Annotated in this window: 15 protein-coding genes; all 15 read right to left on the reverse strand. The window is 70.6% G+C overall.

The window, feature by feature from the left end; all coding sequences use genetic code 11:
• Positions 1 to 81 precede the first annotated feature (81 nt).
• Positions 82 to 1,416 (reverse strand): sulfate adenylyltransferase subunit 1, encoded by a 1,335-nt coding sequence (locus tag OG588_RS38960; RefSeq protein ID WP_405951326.1) that lies wholly within the window; start codon positions 1,414 to 1,416, stop codon positions 82 to 84.
• A 2-nt stretch (positions 1,417 to 1,418) separates the two neighbouring features.
• Entirely contained in the window at positions 1,419 to 2,357 is a 939-nt protein-coding gene (cysD, locus tag OG588_RS38965) for a sulfate adenylyltransferase subunit CysD (RefSeq protein WP_405951327.1), read from the reverse strand.
• Positions 2,354 to 2,917, reverse strand: a complete 564-nt coding sequence (gene cysC / locus OG588_RS38970; RefSeq protein ID WP_405951328.1) for an adenylyl-sulfate kinase — start codon at positions 2,915 to 2,917, stop codon at positions 2,354 to 2,356. Before cysC ends, cysD begins: the two co-directional genes overlap by 4 nt.
• On the reverse strand, positions 2,914 to 3,624 hold the full coding sequence (locus OG588_RS38975; RefSeq protein ID WP_405951329.1) for a phosphoadenylyl-sulfate reductase: 711 nt from the start codon (positions 3,622 to 3,624) through the stop codon (positions 2,914 to 2,916). Before OG588_RS38975 ends, cysC begins: the two co-directional genes overlap by 4 nt.
• Positions 3,621 to 3,800 (reverse strand): hypothetical protein, encoded by a 180-nt coding sequence (locus OG588_RS38980; protein WP_033281522.1) that lies wholly within the window; start codon positions 3,798 to 3,800, stop codon positions 3,621 to 3,623. Before OG588_RS38980 ends, OG588_RS38975 begins: the two co-directional genes overlap by 4 nt.
• Positions 3,797 to 5,494, reverse strand: coding sequence for a nitrite/sulfite reductase (locus OG588_RS38985; protein WP_405951330.1), 1,698 nt, complete (start codon positions 5,492 to 5,494; stop codon positions 3,797 to 3,799). The genes OG588_RS38980 and OG588_RS38985 overlap by 4 nt, the downstream gene beginning before the upstream one ends.
• 129 nt (positions 5,495 to 5,623) lie before the next feature.
• Positions 5,624 to 5,707, reverse strand: a complete 84-nt coding sequence (locus OG588_RS38990; protein ID WP_317774501.1) for a putative leader peptide — start codon at positions 5,705 to 5,707, stop codon at positions 5,624 to 5,626.
• 127 nt (positions 5,708 to 5,834) lie between these two features.
• Positions 5,835 to 6,407, reverse strand: coding sequence for a GNAT family N-acetyltransferase (locus OG588_RS38995; protein ID WP_405951331.1), 573 nt, complete (start codon positions 6,405 to 6,407; stop codon positions 5,835 to 5,837).
• 45 nt (positions 6,408 to 6,452) lie between these two features.
• Positions 6,453 to 7,712 (reverse strand): hypothetical protein, encoded by a 1,260-nt coding sequence (locus tag OG588_RS39000; RefSeq protein WP_405951332.1) that lies wholly within the window; start codon positions 7,710 to 7,712, stop codon positions 6,453 to 6,455.
• 209 nt (positions 7,713 to 7,921) lie between these two features.
• Entirely contained in the window at positions 7,922 to 9,211 is a 1,290-nt protein-coding gene (locus tag OG588_RS39005; protein ID WP_405951333.1) for a GAF domain-containing protein, read from the reverse strand.
• A 259-nt stretch (positions 9,212 to 9,470) separates the two neighbouring features.
• Positions 9,471 to 11,105 carry an acyl-CoA dehydrogenase family protein gene (locus OG588_RS39010; RefSeq protein WP_405951334.1) on the reverse strand — a complete coding sequence of 545 codons (1,635 nt, stop codon included), beginning with the start codon at positions 11,103 to 11,105 and terminating at the stop codon, positions 9,471 to 9,473.
• A gap of 89 nt (positions 11,106 to 11,194) precedes the next feature.
• On the reverse strand, positions 11,195 to 12,169 hold the full coding sequence (sbnA, locus tag OG588_RS39015) for a 2,3-diaminopropionate biosynthesis protein SbnA (RefSeq protein ID WP_405951335.1): 975 nt from the start codon (positions 12,167 to 12,169) through the stop codon (positions 11,195 to 11,197).
• A gap of 36 nt (positions 12,170 to 12,205) precedes the next feature.
• The gene (gene sbnB / locus OG588_RS39020; protein WP_405951336.1) at positions 12,206 to 13,234 is read right to left on the reverse strand and encodes a 2,3-diaminopropionate biosynthesis protein SbnB; all 1,029 of its coding nucleotides are present in this window, start codon (positions 13,232 to 13,234) and stop codon (positions 12,206 to 12,208) included.
• Complete coding sequence (locus OG588_RS39025; protein ID WP_366092768.1) at positions 13,231 to 14,235, reverse strand: TauD/TfdA family dioxygenase; 1,005 nt, start codon at positions 14,233 to 14,235, stop codon at positions 13,231 to 13,233. The genes sbnB and OG588_RS39025 overlap by 4 nt, the downstream gene beginning before the upstream one ends.
• Before the next feature lie 55 nt (positions 14,236 to 14,290).
• Positions 14,291 to 16,378: a non-ribosomal peptide synthetase gene (locus OG588_RS39030; RefSeq protein ID WP_405951337.1), complete on the reverse strand. Its 2,088-nt coding sequence runs from the start codon at positions 16,376 to 16,378 to the stop codon at positions 14,291 to 14,293.
• Positions 16,379 to 16,421 lie beyond the last annotated feature (43 nt).

The following is a 16,421-nucleotide window of genomic DNA, read 5'->3' on the forward strand; positions in this document are numbered from 1 at the left end:
CCCTGCCCGCTGCCGAGGGCGCCGCTGCCGACGCGGCCGCCCTCCTTCGCGAACGTGGAGTAGAAGTCCCTGGCCGTCATGTCAGAAGTCCCAACCGTCGTCGTCCGACGCGTCCTTGACCGGCTCCGGCGCCGCGAACGACTCGCCGACCATGCCGGCGGTGAGCGTGGTGCCGTCCGCCGGGTCGATCAGGATGAACGAGCCCGTACGGCGCGAGTCGGCGTACGAGTCCACCGGCAGCGGCTCCGCGGTGCGGATCTTCACGCGGCCGATGTCGTTGGCGACGAGCTGTCCCGGGTGCGGGTGCAGGGACAGGTCGTCGAGCGTGAGCCGGGAGGGGATGTCCTTGACGATCGCCTTCACCGTGCGGGTGCCGTGCTTGAGGAGGACCCGGTGGCCCACGGTCAGCGGCGCGTCGGCGACATGGCAGACCGTCGCCTCGATGTCCTGCGTGGTCGCCGGGGCGTCCTTGCTGGGCACGATGAGGTCGCCGCGCGAGATGTCGATGTCGTCCTCAAGGAGGAGGGTCACCGACTGCGTGGTCCACGCCGTCCGCACCGGCTTGCCGAGCAGGTCGATCCCGGAGATCCTCGTGGCCCGCCCGGACGGCAGGACGGTCACGGCCTCGCCGACGCGGAAGGTACCGGCCGCGATCTGACCCGCGTACCCCCGGTAGTCCGGGAGGTCGGCGCTCTGCGGCCGGATCACGTACTGCACGGGCAGCCGCGCGTGGCAGTGGCTCAGGTCATGGGCGACCGGCACCGACTCCAGGTGCTCCAGGAAGGTGGGTCCGCCGTACCAGTCCATGTGCGCGGACGGCTCCACCACGTTGTCCCCGGCCAGCGCCGAGATCGGGATGGCGGTGATCTCCGGGACGCCCAACTCGCTGGCGTACGCGGTGAATTCCTCGGCGATCGCGGCGAACACGGTCTCCTTGTACTCGACCAGGTCCATCTTGTTGACCGCGAGCACCACGTGCGGCACCCGCAGCAGCGCCGCGATCGCCGCGTGGCGCCGGGTCTGTTCGACGACACCGTTGCGCGCGTCGACGAGGATCACCGTCAGCTCGGCCGTGGAGGCACCCGTCACCATGTTGCGGGTGTACTGCACATGACCGGGCGTGTCGGCGAGGATGAACCGGCGCCGGGGCGTGGCGAAGTAGCGGTACGCCACGTCGATCGTGATGCCCTGCTCCCGCTCGGCCCGAAGCCCGTCGGTGAGCAGCGCGAGGTCGGGTGCGTCCTGGCCGCGATCGGCCGACACCCGCTGTACGGCTTCGAGTTGGTCGGTGAGGACCGACTTGGAGTCGTGCAACAGCCGCCCGACCAAAGTGGACTTGCCGTCGTCGACGGAGCCCGCCGTGGCGAACCGCAGCAGCGTGGTGGCCGAGAGCTCCTCGGTCGTGATGGTGCTCATGGTTAGAAGTACCCCTCGCGCTTGCGGTCTTCCATCGCGGCCTCGGACATCTTGTCGTCGGCACGCGTGGCGCCCCGCTCGGTCAGCCGGGAGGCGGCGATCTCGGTGATGACCTGCTCCAGCGTCACCGCCTCGGAGTCGACGGCACCCGTGCAGGACATGTCACCGACGGTCCGGTACCGGACGAGCCGCTTCTCGACCGTCTCGGTCGACTTCGGCCCGCCCCACTCACCGGCGGTCAGCCACATGCCGTCCCGCGCGAACACCTCACGCTCGTGCGCGAAGTAGATCTGCGGGAGGTCGATGCCCTCGCGGGCGATGTACTGCCAGACGTCCAGCTCGGTCCAGTTGGACAGCGGGAACACGCGGACGTGCTCACCGGCCGCGTGCCGCCCGTTGTACAGGTTCCACAGCTCGGGGCGCTGCCGTCGCGGGTCCCACTGCGAGAACTCGTCCCGCAACGAGAACACCCGCTCCTTGGCGCGCGCCTTCTCTTCATCCCTACGGCCGCCACCGAAGACCGCGTCGAACTTCTCGCTCTGGATCTTCTCGGTCAACGGCAGGGTCTGGAGCGGGTTCCGGGTCCCGTCGGGGCGTTCGCGCAGCACACCGCGGTCGATGTAGTCCTGTACGGAGGCCACATGGAGCCGCAGCCCATGTGCGGCAACCACACGGTCCCGGTACTCAAGCACCTCGGGAAAGTTGTGTCCGGTGTCCACATGCAGCAGCGTGAAGGGAACGGCCGCCGGTGCGAACGCCTTCAACGCCAGATGCAGCATGACGATGGAGTCCTTGCCGCCGGAGAAGAGAATCACCGGCCGCTCGAACTCACCCGCCACCTCACGGAAGATGTGCACCGCCTCGGACTCAAGGGCGTCCAGGTGCGAGAGGGCGTACGGGGTGTCCGTACCCTCGTCGGTCTTGGCGACGGTCGCCGTCATGCCAGTCCCCTCTCGGTGAGCAGCGCGTGGACTGCCGCTGCCGACTCCTGCACGGTCTGGTGCTGCGACTCGATCCGCAGGTCCGGCGACTCGGGCTCCTCGTACGGGTCGTCGACCCCGGTGAGCCCGGTCAGTTCACCGGCGGCCTGCTTGGCGTAGAGACCCTTCACATCGCGTACGGAGCACACGTCGACCGGGGTCGCCACATGCACCTCGACGTAGGCGGCGCCGCTCTCCTGGTGCCGTTTGCGGACGGCCTCGCGGCTGTCGGTGTACGGCGCGATGACCGGGACGAGCGCCAACACGCCGTTGCGGGCGAGCAGTTCGGCGAGGAAGCCGATGCGCTGCACGTTGGTGTGCCGGTCCTCGCGGCTGAAGCCGAGGCCCGCGGAGATGAACTCGCGGATCTCGTCGCCGTCGAGCACCTCGACGAGGTGGCCCTCCTCGCGCAGCCGGTCGGCCAGCTCGTACGCGATGGTGGTCTTGCCGGCACTCGGCAGTCCGGTGAGCCAGACGGTGGCTCCGGTCGTCACGTGCGACTCCTTCTCGGTGATGGTCATTCGTGCAGCCCGCACTCGGTCTTCCCGCGCCCCGCCCAGCGGCCGGCGCGCGCGTCCTCGCCCTCCAGGACCCGGCGGGTGCAGGGCGCGCAGCCGACGGACGCGTAGCCGTCCATCAGCAACGGGTTGGTCAGCACGCCGTGTTCGGCGACGTATGCGTCCACGTCGTCCTGGGTCCAGCGGGCGATGGGGGAGACCTTGACCTTTCGGCGCTTCTCGTCCCAGCCGACGACCGGGGTGTTCGCCCGGGTCGGGGACTCGTCGCGGCGCAGCCCGGTCGCCCAGGCCGCGTACTTGGTCAGGCCCTGCTCCAGGGGCTGCACCTTGCGCAGCTTGCAGCACAGGTCCGGGTCGCGGTCGTGGAGTCGGGGGCCGTACTCGGCGTCCTGCTCGGCGACGGTCTGGCGCGGGGTGAGCGTGATGACGTTGACGTCCATCACGGCCTCGACCGCGTCGCGGGTGCCGATGGTCTCGGGGAAGTGGTAGCCGGTGTCGAGGAACACCACGTCGACGCCGGGCAGTGCGCGGGAGGCGAGGTGGGCCACCACCGCGTCCTCCATCGAGGAGGTCACACAGAACTGCTTGCCGAAGGTCTTCACCGCCCACTGGAGGATCTCCAGCGCGGAGGCGTCCTCCAGATCGCGGCCCGCCTGCTCGGCCAGGGCTTTCAAGTCGTCGGTGGGGCGCGCTTTCTGAGTCGTCGTCATATCTCGTCTCCCCCTGCGTCGGTCTGCCGGAGCCCTCGGGCGAGGAGCCCGAGGAACTTCAGCTGAAAGGCCCGATTGCATGCCGCGCATTCCCATGCGCCATGACCCTGCTCGCTGGGGCGCAGGTCCTCGTCGCCGCAGTAGGGGCAGTAGAAGGGAGCCGCTCGCTCGCTCATGTGAGGGACTCCTCGCCGGCACGCGTGGCCCAGGCGGCGAACCGCTCACCGTCCTCGCGCTCCTGCTGGAACCGGGTGAGGACCCGCTCGACGTAGTCGGGCAGTTCCTCCGAAGTGACCTTCAGGCCACGGACCTTGCGGCCGAAACCGGCCTCCAGACCGAGGGCGCCGCCGAGGTGTACCTGGAAGCCCTCGACCTGCTCGCCCTGGTCGTTGAGGACCAACTGGCCCTTGAGACCGATGTCCGCGACCTGGATACGGGCGCAGGCGTTCGGGCAGCCGTTGATGTTGATGGTGATCGGCTCGTCGAACTCCGGGATGCGGCGCTCGAGTTCGTCGATGAGCGTGATGCCGCGCTGCTTGGTCTCGACGATCGCGAGCTTGCAGTACTCGATGCCGGTGCAGGCCATCGTGCCGCGCCGGAAGGGGGAGGGCTTGGCGGTGAGGCCGAGCGCTTCGAGGCCCTCGACCAGGGAGTCGATCTGGTCCTCCGCCACATCGAGCACGATCATCTTCTGCTCGACGGTCGTGCGCAGTCGGCCCGAGCCGTGCGCCTGGGCCAGCTCGGCGATCTTCGTGAGCGTGGTGCCGTCGACGCGGCCGACGCGCGGGGCGAAACCGACGTAGAACAGGCCGTCCTGCTGGCGGTGGACGCCGACGTGGTCGCGCCAGCGGGCCACCGGCTGGGCGGGGGCGGGGCCGTCGACGAGCTTGCGCTTGAGGTACTCGTCCTCCAGGACCTGGCGGAACTTCTCCTGGCCCCAGTCGGCGACGAGGAACTTCAGGCGGGCGCGGGTGCGCAGCCGCCGGTAGCCGTAGTCGCGGAAGATGCCGATCACGCCGGCCCAGACGTCCGGGACCTCGTCCAGCGGGACCCAGGCGCCGAGCCGGACGCCGATCTTCGGGTTGGTGGACAGACCGCCGCCGACCCACAGGTCGAAACCGGGGCCGTGCTCGGGGTGGTTGACGCCGACGAACGCGATGTCGTTGATCTCGTGGGCGACGTCCAGGAGCGGGGAGCCGGAGATCGCCGTCTTGAACTTGCGCGGCAGGTTGGAGAATTCCTTGGTGCCGATGTAGCGGCTGTGGATCTCGTCGATCGCCGAGCTGCCGTCGATGATCTCGTCCTCGGCGATACCCGCGACCGGTGAACCGAGGATGGTGCGGGGCGTGTCGCCGCAGGCCTCGGTGGTGGAGAGACCGACCGCCTCCAGGCGGTTCCAGATCTCGGGCACGTCCTCGATGCGGATCCAGTGGTACTGCACGTTCTGCCGGTCGGTGAGGTCGGCCGTGCCCCGCGCGAACTCCTGCGAGATCTCACCGATCACGCGGAGCTGGTCCGTGGTCAGTCGGCCGCCGTCGATCCGGACGCGCAGCATGAAGTACTTGTCGTCCAGCTCCTCCGGCTCCAGGATCGCGGTCTTGCCGCCGTCGATCCCGGGCTTGCGCTGGGTGTACAGCCCCCACCAGCGCATACGCCCGCGGAGGTCGTTCGGGTCGATCGAATCGAACCCGCGCTTGGAGTAGATCGTCTCAATGCGTGTCCGCACATTGAGACCGTCGTCGTCCTTCTTGAACTGCTCGTTGCCGTTGAGGGGGGTGAAGTGTCCGGCGGCCCACTGACCCTCACCGCGGTGACGGCTCACCTTGCGGCGGGGCGCTGCGGCTGCAGGGTTCTCGGGGGTGGCGGCCATGGTTCTACGTCCTCCGGGACAGGCGGGTGATCGGCTCTGACCTGCGTGTACGGGCGCATGCGGGCATACGCGCGCGTCTTTGCGCAGTATGAGGCAGATACGGGGAAATCCGGCGGTGCTGCGGCTCGGCTAGACGGCCGGACAGATGGCGCTGGACATGCGGCCGAGGTCGACGTGGCGCCGACTCACCAAGGCAATTCCAGTTCCGGACATGACGGAAGCGTGTCACGGCGTTCTGGACACAGTCCAGCTTCGTCCGCCATGCGGACACCCTGGTCTCGATATGCGAGACGAGGGTGTCGTCGGTCACAAGCTGCGCACGGCGTCTTGTCGGCGCAGGTCAGGCGCGGTAGGCGCCCGGCCAGGGGCCCGGGGTGGGCGCCTGAGTCACCTCCTCGACCTGGGTGTCGAAGAGCTTGAAGCCCCGGCGCTGGTAGTTGTCCATCGCGTGCACGCCGTCCAGGCTGCAGGTATGCAGCCAGACCCGCTTGGTGGGCGCCCGCCCCGGCCAGCGGTCGGCGAGGTCCCAGGCGCGGGCGGCGCCGTACGCGAGGAGGTGGCCGCCGAGGCGGCGGCCGCGGAAGGCGGGGATCAGGCCGAAGTAGACGATCTCGACGACACCGTCGTCCTGCGGCTCCAGTTCCACGTACCCGGCGGGTGTGCCCCGGTCGTACACGACCCAGGTCTCCACGCCCGGCCGGTCCAGGTGCTCCTGCCACTGCGCGAACGTCCAGTGCAGCCGGTCGATCCAGAGGATGTCCCCGCCCACGGACGCGTACAGATAGCGGCTGAACTCGGGGGAGGGCACCTCGGAGCGGGCGATCCGCACGTCCCCCTCCGGCGCGATGGCCGGGAGGAGGTCGCTCGGGTCGGTCTGCTCCAGGGACCAGGTGGTCACCGGGATGTTCGTCATGCAGGTCAGGGAATCATCCGACCGTGGGATCTGTCGATCAGTGGATCAACCGAGGGAGCTGTCGATCGAGTTCAGCGGCAGCGCGAACAGCATCCGGCCGGAAACCGACCAGACCTCGCCGGTCTCCTGCCAGTAGGAGAGGGAGTCGCTCTGCGCGCTCCAGCACCGGTGCGTCTCGTCGGCCCCGCACTCGGTGGCAGTGGCGCCGTGCGTGTCCTGGCGCCACATCGAGCCCCGGCCGCCGTCCGCCCCGGCCGCGCCGCCCATGTACCAGGCGGACCCGACCGCGAGCACGCCCCCGGAGCCGTCGACCTTCGTCGCGTACGCCTCCTCGGGCAGCGCGCGCCCCGCCGAGTCGGTGGCGAGCAGCCCCGGACGCGCCGGGTCCAGGCTGAAGGGGTAGCGCCACAGGTGCTTCGCCCCGCTCGCGACCAGACTGTCCGGAACCGTGCTCCGGTCCAGGGACAGACCCGCGGGCCGTACGGCCGCCTTGCCGCCGGCCAGTCGGTACGACCCGATCGCGGGCAGCACATACCGGTACCCGGCCGCCGACCAGCCCTCACGCACCCGGCCGACCGCGGAGGCGGTCACCGTGGTGCGCTGGATGCGGTTCATGTCGTACACGTACAGGGCGTCTCGGGTCCCGCCGCTGGTGGTGACCAGGAGTTTGTCCTGGTACCAGACCATGCCGGAGATCTTGGAGACGAGCCCCCGATAGTCACGTCCGCCGTCGGTCGGTACGGCCAACAGGGCCCAGGTGTACGTGAGATGAGCGGGGTCGGCGGCGTTCACGAAGCCCACCCGGGCCAGGCCGCGGGAGGTGGCGCTCCAGCCGGAGAGGATCACCCGGTTCGAGCCCCACCAGCCGTCCTCGTCGGCGTCGCCCGAGGTGGTCACCGAGCTGGGCGTCCATGCCGGGTCGGCCGCGTCGCCGCTGTCCCAGCAGTACGCGCGCGTGGCCGCCGGTTCGACGGGCAGCGCGGACTTCTCGTCGGTCGTGCAGTCCGCGGCGTCGCGCAGGGTGTGGTCGGCGCTCTTCAGGACGGCGTCGACACCGACCGGGCGGCCCATCGCCGAGGCAAGCCGATCCAGGGACTGCTGTGGCTCCAGGTGTTCCCGCAGCTGCAACGCGCCGAGGTCGGAGGCCGAGGTGAGGGGTTTCAGCGCCCCGGGATCGGAACCGACCGTCGCCTGCGAGGCGCTGATCATCGTCGCGGCCGCGGTGAGGCCGAGCGCGGCCCCGGTCAGCACGGCGCGCAGCGCCCTGCCCCGCCTGCGCCGGCGATGTCGCCCACGTGCACTCATAGTGTCCTCCCGAGGCGAGCCAACTGCGCCTGGTGATCCGTGCGTTGACCAGGGAGCAGGTGGGGTGGCCCGTAGGTGGATGCTACGGCAGTACTGGCCGCCCCATGGGTAAGACCCTGCAAATATGCGGAAGATGCTGCCGGACGTGTCATTTGCGCCACCTGTCCGCTACGCCGCGCCACGGAACCGGGTCCGCTCCGCCACCTCCGCTACGGCACCTCGGCCGACGTCCGTCCCCTCGCCACCCCCGGCGCCGTCGAGTGCGGCAGCAACTCCCGCGGGTCCTCCGGCCACAGCACCTCGACCTCCGCGTCCTCACGGAAGCGGTACGGCCGGTGCTCCAGGAACGCCCCGAGATAGCGCCGTACCCGCGACATCTCCGCGCGCACCGTCACCGTGCGGCCCGGGTCGCCGAACATGTCCTCGGCCAGGGCCGCGGCGCTGCGGCCGGTGCGGTGCAGGGCCAGGAGGTAGAGCAACTCGGCGTGCCGCGGGCTCAGTTCATGGGTCCAGGAGCCCGCGCTGCCGAAGGCCGTCACCGACCAGCGGCGCGGCAGCGTCAGGTCGAGGACGATCCGGGTGGTGGCACCGGGCACCGGCTCGTCGGCGGCACGGATCAACCAGCCCCCGGCCAGCGGCTCCAGAGCGCACAGCCCGAGCGACGGCAGCCAACGTCGGCCCCCGGAGGGCGACTTGGGCAGTGCGATCCGCCTCACGTACGGCATTCCGGTCACCGCGGCCGTCCAGCCGTCCCGGTCCGCCACCAGGGCCCGGCCGCCGATGCGGGGCAGGATCGGAGCCGCCACCGCGCGCAGCCGCTCCAGCGAGGTCAGATGCAGCTCGCGCAGCCGGGCCTCGGCGAGCTTGGCCACCGAGTCGACCCAGGCGAGGGTGGCCGGGTGCATGGTCTCCAGCGGGCCGCTCACATCGACGACACCGATCAGCCGGCCGTCCCTCGGGTCGGTGATCGGGGCGCCCGCGCAGGTGAACGAGGCCAACGCGCGCGAGAGATGCTCCCCGGCGAAGACCTGCACGGGCCGCCGTACGACCGCCGGGGTGCCCACGCCGTTGGTGCCGACGACGTCCTCGCGCCAGTCGGTACCGACCTCGATGCCGACCTCGTCGGCCTTGCGCAGCACCGCGGCGCTGCCCTCCCGCCACAGCGCGCGGCCCTCGTCGTCGGCGACCAGCACGATGTGGTGGGCGGCGTCCGCGACCGACACCAGGCCCTCCCGCAGCACCGGCAGGACGTGTCTCAACGGGCTTGTGCCGCGCCGCCGTTCGACCTCCTCGCGCGACAGCAGCCCGGTCCGCAGATCGTGGTCGGGGTGGGTCCCGCCGCGTAACGCGCGCTCCCAGGACTCCTCGATCACCGGGCGCGGTGCGGTGCGGGCGCGCGGTGGGGAGGGTGGGGTGTGCCGGGCTTCGCTCAGCATCCGGGCCGTCCGCGCCGCGTCGACGGTGGCGCGCCGTGACAGGCCGGCGGGCGGGTTCGCCATGGGTCCTTCTCTCCGGTCCCGTATTCGACTGCTGTTCTCATATCGACGGTGTTCTCGTGTCGACTGAGGTTCTCGTATCGACTGTTGGTCTCATAGTGCCGCTCCGCGGTGACGGAGGGAGACAGTCCGGACACAGTGGCCACCAAGTTGCAACCCTCTGCAACCCTGGTGAACAGCCGTACGGTGGCTGAGACTTGTCCCAGCTGCGAGGGTGGTGCCGTGTCGGCGCAGCACCACCCTCGCGTTGTGCCGGTGCGGTTCAGGCTGTCGGCAGGGCCCGTTCCGCGATCGACGTCAGGTCCAGACTCGGCGGCAGGGTCCCGAAGGTGGCGCCCCAGTCCCCGCCCAGCCGCGAGGCGCAGAACGCGTCGGCGACCTCCGGCGGCGCGTACTGCACGAGGAGCGCCCCTTGCAGCACGAGCGCCATCCGCTCGACCACGCGCCGGGCGCGGCCCTCGATGCCCTCCAGGTCGGCGAACTCGGCGAGCAGGTTCTTCATCGCCCCGTCCAGCCGGTGATCGGCGCCGCGCACCCGGCCGACCTCGACGAGGAAGGCGTTCAGGGCCTGCGGCTCGCGCTGCAACGCCCGCAGCACGTCGAGGGCTTGGATGTTCCCGGCGCCCTCCCAGACCGAGTTGAGCGGCGACTCCCGTACCAGGCGCGGGAGTCCGGACTCCTCGATGTATCCGTTGCCGCCCAGGCACTCGGCCGCCTCGACCGTGACCGGCGAACAGCGCTTGGTCACCCAGTACTTGGCGGCCGGGACCGCCAACCGCAGGAACGCCAGCTCCTGTTCGCCACCGTCGTCGTAGGCCGCCGCGAGCCGCAGCGCGAGCGTGGTGGCCGCCTCCGACTCCAGGGCGAGGTCGGCCAGCACATTGCGCATCAGCGGCTTGTCGAAGAGCCTGCCGCCGAACGCCTCGCGATGGACGGTGTGATGGACGGCCTGCGCGACGGCCTGCCGCATCAGACCGGCCGAGCCGAGCACACAGTCGAGCCGGGTCGCCGCGACCATCCCGATGATGGTCCGCACCCCGTCGCCCTCGTCGCCGACCCGGCGCGCCCAGGTGCCGTCGAACTCGACCTCGGCGGAGGCGTTCGACCGGTTGCCCAGCTTGTCCTTGAGCCGCTGGAGGAGGAACACGTTGCGGGTGCCGTCCGCCAGCACCCGGGGCACCAGGAAGCAGGTCAGCCCGCCGGGCGCCTGCGCCAGCACGAGGAAACCGTCGGACATCGGCGCCGAGCAGAACCACTTGTGGCCGGTCAGCTCATACGTCCCGTCCTCGGCGAGCGGGCGCGCCTCCGTCGTGTTGGCGCGGACATCGCTGCCGCCCTGCTTCTCCGTCATGCCCATCCCGAAGACCGCCCCGGCCTTGAGGTGGGCGGGCCGCAGCTCACGGTCGTAGACCAGGGAGGTGAGCCGGGGCTCCCACTCGGCGGCGAGCGCGGGGTCGGCGCGCAGGGCGGGCACCGCCGCGTGGGTCATCGACAGTGGGCAGACGTTGCCCGCGTCGACCTGGGTCCAGACCAGCAGTCCGGCGGCCCGGCGGACATGCCCGGACGGGCGGTTCCAGGCGCTGGTCAGTCCGGCCGCCACGCCCTTGCCGAGCAGCCGGTGCCAAGCCGGATGGAACTCGACCTCGTCGATCCGATGGCCGTAACGGTCGTGGGTGCGCAGGCCCGGGGGGTTGTCGTTGGCCTGCGCACCCCACTCCTGGACCTGGGCCGAGCCGGCGGCGCGGCCCAGTGCGGACAGGTCGCCGCGGACCTCGTCCAGCAGTCCGGGTTCGGTGTGCCGTTCTACCGCCTCCGTCAGAACGCGGTCGGCGGTGAAGACGTCGTATCCGACCAGTGGGGGAGTCTGGTTCGTCACGGTGTGGGTGGTGCGTGCCATGGCTGGAACCTACCCGTGGGGACGGTGGTGGTCTGGATCTCCACTGCGCGGTGCTGTGGAGATCCACCCTGGCACAACCCCCGCCGACGTCAGGCCGAGCGGGACATGGCCGCCAGCATCGCGGTCTCGGGCATCTCCTCCTCCAGCCAGCCAGTGCGGTACACCGTGTCCAGATAGCGTTCGCCCAGGTCAGGAGCGATCGCCACCGCTGTGGTGCCGTGCCGGCCGTTGCGGGCGAGCCACTGCTCGGCCCCGCTGACGACCGTGCCGGTGGACCCGCCGAACAGGAAGCCCCGCGCGGCCAGCCGACGGCAGGTCGCCACGGTGTCCGGCTCCTCGACATGGATCACGTCGTCGATGTACGACGTGTCGAGGAAGGGCGGCGCCACGCTGGTGCCGAGCCCCGGGATCATCCGGGGTCCGGCCTCTCCGCCGAACGTGACCGAACCGGCCGCGTCCACGGCGACGATCCGCACCCGGCGCCGCCACTGCCAGAACCAGCGCGCGCAGCCCATCAGCGTCCCGGTGGTGCCGGCGCCGACGAAGAGCACGTCCAGCTGCGGGAACCGGCGGGCGATGGCGGGTGCCGTGGTGCGGTAGTGCGCCCGCCAATTCCCTTGGTTGCTGTACTGGTTGAGCCATACGTACCGCTCGTCGGAGGCGCACAGCGCCCGCACGTACGCGATCCTGGCGCCCAGGAAACCGCCGTGCACGTCGGGTTGGTCGATGACGTGGACCCGGCTGCCGAGCGCCTCCATCAGCTGCACCGTGGGCACGTTGCAGCGTCTGTCGGTGATGCAGAGGAACCCGTAACCGCGGCTCGCCGCGAGCACGCTCAGCGCCACCCCCAGGTTCCCCGACGACGACTCGACGAGCACCGAGCCGGGCCGCAGGATGCCGGCCCGCTCGGCGGCGTTCACCATCTCGGTGGCGGCCTTCAGCTTGACCGAGCCGGCGAAGTTGAACCCCTCGCACTTCAGATAGAGCGGCAGTTCCAGCGCTGCCCGCAGGTCGACGTACAGGTCGTCCTCGTTGAACTCCGCGGGATCGGAAATTACAGCCATGTTTGTTTTCCCCCTAGTGGTGCGCCACGATCTGCGTCAGCCGTACCGGCGCAGCTCGTGGAAGAAGCCGTCGACGACGTGGAGTTCGCCCCTTCGAACCACTTCGTCGTGGACGAACCTGCCGACCGCGAGATCGAGCACCCCCAGGCCGAACGGCGAGAACACCACCGTCCGGTCGGTCGGTACGCTCACGCGGCCTGTCATGACGTCGTCCAGCGTGCCGTCGATGAACTCCCGCCCACCGGTGGCCTGTTCGGCCAGGTGCGGTGAGGTGTCGGCCTTCAGACAGTGCTCGACGTCGTCCACGAAGTTCGCGGACGCGAGCAGGATCGCCGGGTCGAGATCCCGCAACGACACGTGCAGGACCAGCGGATGGTGGTCGAACCAGGCCGGATCGTGCACATGCGGCGAGCCGGCAACGGTCGCGAAGACCACCAAGTCGCTGGAGCGGATGAGCCCTTCGGCCTTGTCGTGCACCGTGAGTCGCCCCGGAGCCCCCGACCGCTCCAGATACCCCCGGAACCCCTCCGCGCTCTCCGCGGACAGGTCGTACACCCCCGTCTCCTCGAACTCCCAGCCGGTGGCGCGGAGATGGGTGTGGATGTAGCGGGCGATCAGGCCCGTCCCGATGAATCCGACCCGCAGCGGCCGTTCACGACCCTGGCTGAGCTTGTCGGCCGCGAGCGCCGCCGAACTCGCCGTACGGGTCGCGCTGATCACCGAACTCTCCAGACAGGCATACGGATAGCCCGTGTCCGGGTCGTTCAGGATCAGCACCGCCGAGGCCCTGGGCAGCCCCGACCCGGTGTTCCCCGGGAAACTGGAGATCCACTTCAGGCCGTCCACCCGCTGCGATCCGCCGAGCGAGGCGGGCAGCCCGATGATCCGGGACGACGGGCGGTCCGGGAAGCGCAGGAAGAACGACGGCGGGTTCACCGAGTCGCCCGCGCCGTGCAGCCGGTAGGTGGCCTCCACGAGGGCGCCGATCTCCGACTCCCGCCCGGTCAGGGCCTGTTGGACCTGTTCGCCACTGATGACGGAGAACGAAGGTGTGTCGATGCTCATGCGGCCCTCCCGCCGGCCGTCGGGGCGAGGTCGCTCAGGCGCACCGGATCGCCGAGCCCGGCGAGCACCTCGCGCGGCCCCTCGAACGGCTCCCTGCCGTGCGCGGTACGGATGTTGTCCACCAGCAGCAGGTCCCCCGACCGCCACGGCTCGCGCCGCACGTGCCGGTCGTAGGCCTCGTTGATGGTCGTCACGATGCCCGCGTCGATCGGATCGCCGTTGCCGAAGCGGGTGTTGAAGGGCAGCGCGTCGGCGCCGTAGACGTCGACCAGGTACTCGCGGACCTCGGGTTCCATCGTCCACTCGTTCAGGAACGCGATCTGGTTGAACCAGCAGCGGCGTCCGGTGACCGGGTGGCGGAGCACGGCCGCGCGGCGCTGCCGGGTGCGCAGCGAACCGTCGTGCTGCCAGGCGAACTCGATGCCCTGGGTGCGGCAGTAGCGCTCCACGACGGAACGGTCGTCGGTGCCGAAGGCCTCGGCGACCGACGCCCCGATCTCCTCGTGGTACGTCCGCGTCAGCATCCAGCCCTCCCGCTCGAACCGCTCCACGAGCGGCGCGGGCAGTGACTGCAGGACGGCCTCGGCGTCGGCGACCGGGGTCGCGCCGCCCTGTGTCGGTGCCTCCAGGCAGGCGAAGAGCAGCAGGCCGGGGAAGTCCAGGGCGTAGCTCAACTCGTGGTGCTGGCACATCGGTTGGTCGGTCGGCCACTTCGTGGCGGAGTACACGCCCTCCGCGTAGGTACGGCGGGGCGCGAACGGCTCGCGGTCGGCCATCAGGGAGTCGGTGAGCCGTCGGAAGACGGTCTCGGCCCCGGCCGGGTCGGCGAGGCCGAGACCGCGGACCAGGACGCAGCCGTGCTCGGCGACGACGGACCGCAGCGCCGCACGGTGCCCGGCGGCCCAGCCGACCGGGTCCGAACCGACGTCGGCGTGCAGCAGCGGTGGACTGTCCGGGCTGAGGGCGACGGAGTTGAGCAGAGTCGCGGAAGAGAGCGACATCTCGGTGTTCCTTTCGGTGGTGCTGTCGATCATTCGGCCGGGGGTGCGGCTGGTCTCAGGAGGAGACCGGCGGGTCCAGCAGTCCGGCCAGGTCCGCGAGGACCGGGTGACGGGTGACGTCCTTGAGGCTGATCGCCCGGTCGAGGGCCACCGCCAGCTTCACCGCGGCCAGCGAGGTGCCGCCGCGGTCGAAGAAGTGGTCCTGGCGGCCGATCCGTTCGGCCGGGATGCCGAGGACCACCGCCCAGGCCGCCGCCAGCCGACGCTCGGCGGGCGTGCCCGGCCCGTCTCCTACGGCGTCCAGGTCACCGGCGAGCGCGGTGAGCGTCCGGCGGTCGGTCTTGCCGTTGGCGGTCAACGGCAGGCTCGCCCGCCAGTGCACGACCGACGGCACCATGTACGCGGGCAGCGACTCGGCGAGCGTGGACCGCACCGCGCCGGCGTCGACGGGCAGCGGGCCGGTGCAGAACGCCACCAGCTGCGTCCCGCGCACGACGACCACCGCGCCGTCCCGCACCCCGTCCACCCGCAGCAGCGCGTTCTCGATCTCGCCGATCTCGATACGGAAGCCGCGGATCTTCACCTGGCTGTCCCGGCGCCCCAGGAACTCCAGCTTGCCGTCCGGCCGCCAGCGCCCGTGATCACCGCTGCGGTACAGCCGCTCACCGGGCCGGTACGGGTCCTCGGTGAACGCCGCCCTGGTCCGCTCGGGATCGTTGACGTACCCCCGGCCCACGCACACACCGGAGAACACGATCTCGCCGGGCGCCCCCAGCGGCACGGGCACCAGATCCTCGTCGACGACGTACACCCGCACATTGGCGACGGGCCGGCCGAGCGGGACGCGGTCGCCGTCCGGCGCGCGATCCATCACCTCGTGGTTGGTGTCGTCCGAAGTCTCCGTCAGGCCATAGGCGTTGACGAGCCGCACCCCGGGGCGGGCCGCGAACCAGCGGTCCACGAGCTCCTTCTTCACGGCCTCCCCGGTGACCGACACACAGCGCAGATCGGGGAGTTCACGCGGCTGCCGCTCCAACTCGGCCAGCACGGCCTCCAGATACGACGGCACGACCTGGAGCACGTTCACGCGCCCCGCCTCGATCGTGTCGACGAACCGCGCCACGTCCAGGATCACGTCCTGCCCCACCAGCAGCGTCCGCCCGCCCACGAGCGGCGCGCAGACCAGCTGCCACAGGGAGATGTCGAAGCACTGCGGCGCGGTCTGCGCGACCACCTGCCCGGCCCCGATCCCCAGGTCGTCGAGCTTGGCGAACGCGTGGTTGAGGAACCCCGCGTGCTCGCACATCGCGCCCTTGGGCTCACCCGTCGAGCCCGACGTGAAGTAGATGTAGGCGAGTTGACCGGGTGAGACCGCGATCCCGAGGTCGCCGTCGGAATGCCCCTCGGCGTACGCCTCGTCGACGTAGAGCGTGCGGTCGGACGGGTCGCCCAGCGCGCCGTCGCTGCCGCGCTCGGTCAACACCAGCTCGCACCCGGCACGTTCGAGCACCCTCGCCACCCGGTCGGCCGGGAAGTGCGGCTCGACGGGCAGATACACCCCGCCCGCCTTGAACACGGCGAGCACGGCGGCCATCCAGTCCAGGTTCCGCTCCAGCACCACGGCGACGACACCCTCGCGGGTCAGTCCCCGGGAGAGCAGCGCCCGACTCAGCTGGTTCGCCCGGGAGTTGAGCTCCCGGTACGTCCACTGCCGCTCGCCCTGCACGGCGGCTACCGCGTCCGGGCACACCGCCACCATGTCCTCGAACAGCTCGTGCACCCGCCGGTCCGGCAGCTCGCGGTGCGGGCCCGCCAACTCGTCGAGCTGGAACCGAAGTTCGGCGTCGGACAGCAGCATCGGTCGGTCCGGCTCGGTCAGCGCGGTGAGGTGATAGCCCGCGATGCGGGCGGCGGCCCCGGCGTCCAGGACCTCGGTGCGGTACCGCAGCCGCAGCGTGCGGCCGGTGACGCTCACCTGCAACGCCGGGTCCTCCTCGGCGGGTTCACCGGACAGTGCGCCGAGCACCTTCGCGTGGGCCGCTTTCAATGCGGCGGGCTCGATGAACAGCCCGTCGGGCAGGGACACTTCGTACTCCGCCACACCTGGCATCGGAGTGAGCGTCCACCGCGGAATGATCTCCATCGTTCTCTTTCCCCCCTGTTTCCTTCCCCCTACGGCACAAGCC

Source organism: Streptomyces prunicolor (assembly GCF_045162825.1).
GTDB classification, from domain to species: domain Bacteria; phylum Actinomycetota; class Actinomycetes; order Streptomycetales; family Streptomycetaceae; genus Streptomyces; species Streptomyces prunicolor.

Coding starts and splice junctions, on each gene's coding strand:
- OG588_RS38990 (WP_317774501.1), bottom strand. CDS start 5,707: ATGTCCGGAACTGGAATTGCCTTGGTGAGTCGGCGCCACGTCGACCTC.
- OG588_RS39000 (WP_405951332.1), bottom strand. CDS start 7,712: ATGAGTGCACGTGGGCGACATCGCCGGCGCAGGCGGGGCAGGGCGCTG.
- OG588_RS38980 (WP_033281522.1), bottom strand. CDS start 3,800: ATGAGCGAGCGAGCGGCTCCCTTCTACTGCCCCTACTGCGGCGACGAG.
- sbnB (WP_405951336.1), bottom strand. CDS start 13,234: ATGAGCATCGACACACCTTCGTTCTCCGTCATCAGTGGCGAACAGGTC.
- OG588_RS39030 (WP_405951337.1), bottom strand. CDS start 16,378: ATGGAGATCATTCCGCGGTGGACGCTCACTCCGATGCCAGGTGTGGCG.
- OG588_RS39025 (WP_366092768.1), bottom strand. CDS start 14,235: ATGTCGCTCTCTTCCGCGACTCTGCTCAACTCCGTCGCCCTCAGCCCG.
- OG588_RS39010 (WP_405951334.1), bottom strand. CDS start 11,105: ATGGCACGCACCACCCACACCGTGACGAACCAGACTCCCCCACTGGTC.
- sbnA (WP_405951335.1), bottom strand. CDS start 12,169: ATGGCTGTAATTTCCGATCCCGCGGAGTTCAACGAGGACGACCTGTAC.
- cysD (WP_405951327.1), bottom strand. CDS start 2,357: ATGACGGCGACCGTCGCCAAGACCGACGAGGGTACGGACACCCCGTAC.
- cysC (WP_405951328.1), bottom strand. CDS start 2,917: ATGACCATCACCGAGAAGGAGTCGCACGTGACGACCGGAGCCACCGTC.
- OG588_RS38960 (WP_405951326.1), bottom strand. CDS start 1,416: ATGAGCACCATCACGACCGAGGAGCTCTCGGCCACCACGCTGCTGCGG.
- OG588_RS38975 (WP_405951329.1), bottom strand. CDS start 3,624: ATGACGACGACTCAGAAAGCGCGCCCCACCGACGACTTGAAAGCCCTG.
- OG588_RS38995 (WP_405951331.1), bottom strand. CDS start 6,407: ATGACGAACATCCCGGTGACCACCTGGTCCCTGGAGCAGACCGACCCG.
- OG588_RS39005 (WP_405951333.1), bottom strand. CDS start 9,211: ATGGCGAACCCGCCCGCCGGCCTGTCACGGCGCGCCACCGTCGACGCG.
- OG588_RS38985 (WP_405951330.1), bottom strand. CDS start 5,494: ATGGCCGCCACCCCCGAGAACCCTGCAGCCGCAGCGCCCCGCCGCAAG.